At 42.5% G+C, this 233-nt stretch carries 1 pseudogene; it reads right to left on the bottom strand.

Annotated features, from left to right (window positions below):
• Window positions 1-40 precede the first annotated feature (40 nt).
• A pseudogene (locus E1176_RS00010) lies at window positions 41-233 on the bottom strand (cysteine hydrolase); the annotation flags it as partial.

The following is a 233-nucleotide window of genomic DNA, read 5'->3' on the forward strand; positions in this document are numbered from 1 at the left end:
TTAATCAAATAAATCTTAGAAATGTAATAATAAATTGTTTTTACAATTTTTCTAAAAGAGCTTGGGTGTCCAGTATCTCGGCAAACTCGTCTTTGAGGTTAGCCAGGGTAGTGAGGTGTATGGTCTCTGCGCTGTAGGTTTCACCATTGATGCCTACACGGTCAAACGTAGCCGTGGCATCTGAGATGAGGATAGTGTCATAATCAAGGTTGGCAGCCATGCGCACGGTGGTT

It is taken from the genome of Fulvivirga aurantia (assembly GCF_009711475.1).
GTDB classification, from domain to species: Bacteria; Bacteroidota; Bacteroidia; order Cytophagales; family Cyclobacteriaceae; genus Fulvivirga; species Fulvivirga aurantia.